The organism is Streptomyces sp. NPDC057474, from assembly GCF_042802555.1.
GTDB lineage: Bacteria > Actinomycetota > Actinomycetes > Streptomycetales > Streptomycetaceae > Streptomyces.
On the sequence record NZ_JBHVDX010000441.1, the window covers coordinates 1 to 3236 of the forward strand.

General features: G+C 68.6%; 2 protein-coding genes. Both read right to left on the bottom strand.

The window, feature by feature from the left end:
* Positions 1-1955: RICIN domain-containing protein (locus ACFU53_RS47405; protein ID WP_384006691.1), on the bottom strand; the 1955-nt coding region annotated here is incomplete at its 3' end.
* 154 nt (positions 1956-2109) lie between these two features.
* Positions 2110-3174 (bottom strand): LacI family DNA-binding transcriptional regulator, encoded by a 1065-nt coding sequence (locus ACFU53_RS47410; RefSeq protein ID WP_384006694.1) that lies wholly within the window; start codon positions 3172-3174, stop codon positions 2110-2112.
* Positions 3175-3236: the final 62 nt, after the last annotated feature.

The following is a 3236-nucleotide window of genomic DNA, read 5'->3' on the forward strand; positions in this document are numbered from 1 at the left end:
CCGCTTCCCACGTTCTTGAGTTCGTAGTAGCCGTCGCCCGCCTCGACGAGCGTCCACTTCTGTGAGTCGGCGGTGGAGGGGGTGTTCTGGACGACGGCGGCTCCGGGGGTGGTGGAGCTGTCGCGGATGGCCAGGTTGAGGTTGCTGTTGACGTTCTTGATGGTCCAGGCTCCGCCGCCCGCGGACTGGAAGGTGAACAGTTGGCAGGAGCAGGCGGAGTTCTGCCACTGGCTGGCGGCCGTACCCGCAGTGGTGGAGGCCTGGGGGATGTCGAGGTAGCGGCCGCTGTTCTTGTTGACCAGGACGTACTGACCGGTGCCCAGCGGGGGCAGGGCGGTCTGGGCGAAGTCCCAGCGCTGGCAGTCGCAGCTGGTGCCGCTCCACTGGACGGCGTTGGTGCCGGTGGCGGTGGAGGCGTTCGGGATCTCCAGGAGCTTGCCGGTCACACGGTTGGTGATCGTGTAGCCGCCGGCCTGGTGCGGGGAGACGGCCCACTCGTGGTCGAGGGTGCCGTTGTCGTCCCACTGCAGGATCCGGGCGCCGTTGGCGGTGGACTGGTTCTCCACCCCGAGGACCTTGCCGCTGGCCACGTTGAAGATCTTGAAGAACCCGGACGGCTGCTGCACGAACCGCCACTGCTGGTCGGTGGCGTTGGTCGTGGTCCGCTGGGTCGCGCCCGCACCATTGGCGGTGGAGCCGCCGGCGATGGTGAGCGTCAGGTCGCTGTTCGCGTTCGACAGGGTGTAGGTGGCGCCGTCGGAGATCCCGCCGCCCAGGTCGATGGTGCTGTACGTGACCGGGTTGACGCCCGTGCTTCGCCCGCGTCCCCCACTGAACACCATCAGGCTGTGACCGTCGGTCAGCGGGAGCATGCCCCGGCTGTACCCGCCGGCGACGTTGGAGTTGATGCGCGTCCAGGTGTCCGCGGCCCCGTTCTGCGTGTTGACGAACAAATCGTCCGCACTGTTGGCGCTGACGGCGAGGGTGCCGTTCGGACCGCCGGTGGGCAGCCAGGTGATGAAGGGAGTGCCACGGGGAACGACGCCGTCCGTCGTACGCAAGGGAATGCCCGTGACGGAGTCGAACGCTTCGGGGTCGGGGGAAATCTTGTAGTAGACGGCGAAGTTGCCCGCGGGGGAGCCCCCGTACTCGTATGTCATGACGTAGTTGCCGTTGGGCAGCTTCGCGACGGTGGCCATACCCGGCCGCTGGCTGTAGGTGGGCATCGCCACGTCGTCCACGACCGGACCCCAGTTGCGGATGTCCGTGGAGACCTGGTGCACGAGCTTCTGGCCGTGGTCGGGGTCGCGCTGGTCGGAGTAGTAGACGATCAGCTTGCCGTTGGCGACGAGGAAGAACGGCTCCCACACGGGAGTGTTGCCATTGCCGTTCTGGTCGAAGGCCGGGCCACCGGTGGCGATGTTGCTGACGAAGGTCCAGGTCTGTCCGCGGTCGGTGCTGGCATAGACATCGATCTTGATGGCGGAACGGTCGGCGGGGACGGAGGCTCCGGCGGCCAGGATGGTGCCCGCCGGGAAACCGCCCATCGCCGTCGGCAGCTCGAACAGCTCGGGCTGCCAGCGCATGCCCCAGCCGTTCTGGGTGTCGGCGACCTCGGAGATCTTCGTCCAGGAGTTGCCGTTGTCGGTGCTGCGGTAGATCGGGAGGACCGGCGTGCCGGAGGTGTACTGCTCGAAGGTGGCGAGCATCGTGCCGTTGGCGGAGCCGTTGTACTGCAGACGCATCGCCCGCGGGTAGTACGACCCGGGTGAGGGCGCGTTCGAGGGCGGGGTGTACATCGTCTGCGACGGACGGGCCAGGGCGTCCGCCCGGCCGGCCGCCGGCAGGACCAGCGTCGCCACCGCGGCCAGCAGGGCGACCACCAACGTCAGGAGGAAGAAGGGACGGGAACGCGGAGCGGCGCCGGGTCTGGCGCCTGTCTGCGCAGGGGACATTGCGGCTCCCGGGGGAAGGGATGGGAATGTGTTTCACTGCCCGCCGCACACCGGACTGATCCAGGCGTGGAACGGCGGAGTAGAGGAGTGATCAACCGGCGCGACAGCGCGGACTGCGCGGAGGCAGGAAGGGAGTTGTGCGGCGTGGTAGGGCTCAGGTGGTGCTGAGTACCGTCCGGTCCCGGCGGAAGGGCGGGGGTGCGGTCGAGCCGCGGACGACGAGTTCGACGGGTAGCTCGCTCGCCGGAGGAAGATCGGCCTTCGGCGTCTCGATGGCGTGCACGAGGAGCCTGATCCCTTCCCGCGCGGCGGCGTCGAAGGGTTGACGCACGGTGGTCAGGGGCGGGGTGATGTAGGCGAAGACGGGGTTGCCGTCGAAGCCCACGACGCTGATGTCCTCCGGCACCCGGCGGCCGGCCTCCCGCAGGGCGTGGATCAGGCCGATGGCCATCTCGTCGCCCGCGGCGAACACGGCGGTCACGGAGTCGTCCGCGGCCAGCTCCCGGCCCGCCTCGTAGCCGGAGGCGGGCGACCAGTCGCCTTCGAGCAGGTGTGGTTCGACCGCTCCCCGAGCCGCGAGCGCCGCCCGCCAGCCCTCGACACGGTCCTTCGAGGCGTACCACTGCCCCGGACCGGCCAGGTGGTGAACGGTCGGATGGCCCAGATCCAGCAGGTGATCGGTGGCTGCCCTCGCCAGCTCGTACGCGCCCACCCCCACCGTCAGGGTCCGGTCAGAGGTGAAGGCCGGCGGTGCGCCCAGGAAGAGGACGGGCACGTCGATCATGACGGGCACCTCCCCTTCCACGATGGGCTCGGATACGACGACGCCGTCAACTCCCTGTTCAAGGAGCGACATCACGGCGCCGGCAATGCCTTCGGGGTCACCGTCCACGGTGTTGACCACACGAAGCGCGTAACCGGCGTCCCGTACTGCGCTCTCGATCCCCACGAGAAGCGAAGCCGTTCCGTATCCGGCGGTCCCTAGTGCCACGACCCCGATGGACCGGTTACGGCCGGAGGCCAGTGCCCGGGCCGCATGGTTCATTCGGTACCCGAGTTCCTCCGCGGCTTCGAGAACGCGTCGACGGACCTCCTCGGAGACGTACGGCTCGTTGTTGAGAACCCGCGACACCGACTTGCGCGAGACCCCGGCCACACGGGCCACGTCCTCGCTGCGCGGCACGGGAAAACCCGCGTCACGCCCCACCAGTGGTGTCATGAGAGCTCCCGACGGCCGAATGCATCGAACGAGGTCAACTGTATGACCGCGCGGTCACTGAC

Coding starts and splice junctions, on each gene's coding strand:
- ACFU53_RS47410 (WP_384006694.1), bottom strand. CDS start 3,174: ATGACACCACTGGTGGGGCGTGACGCGGGTTTTCCCGTGCCGCGCAGC.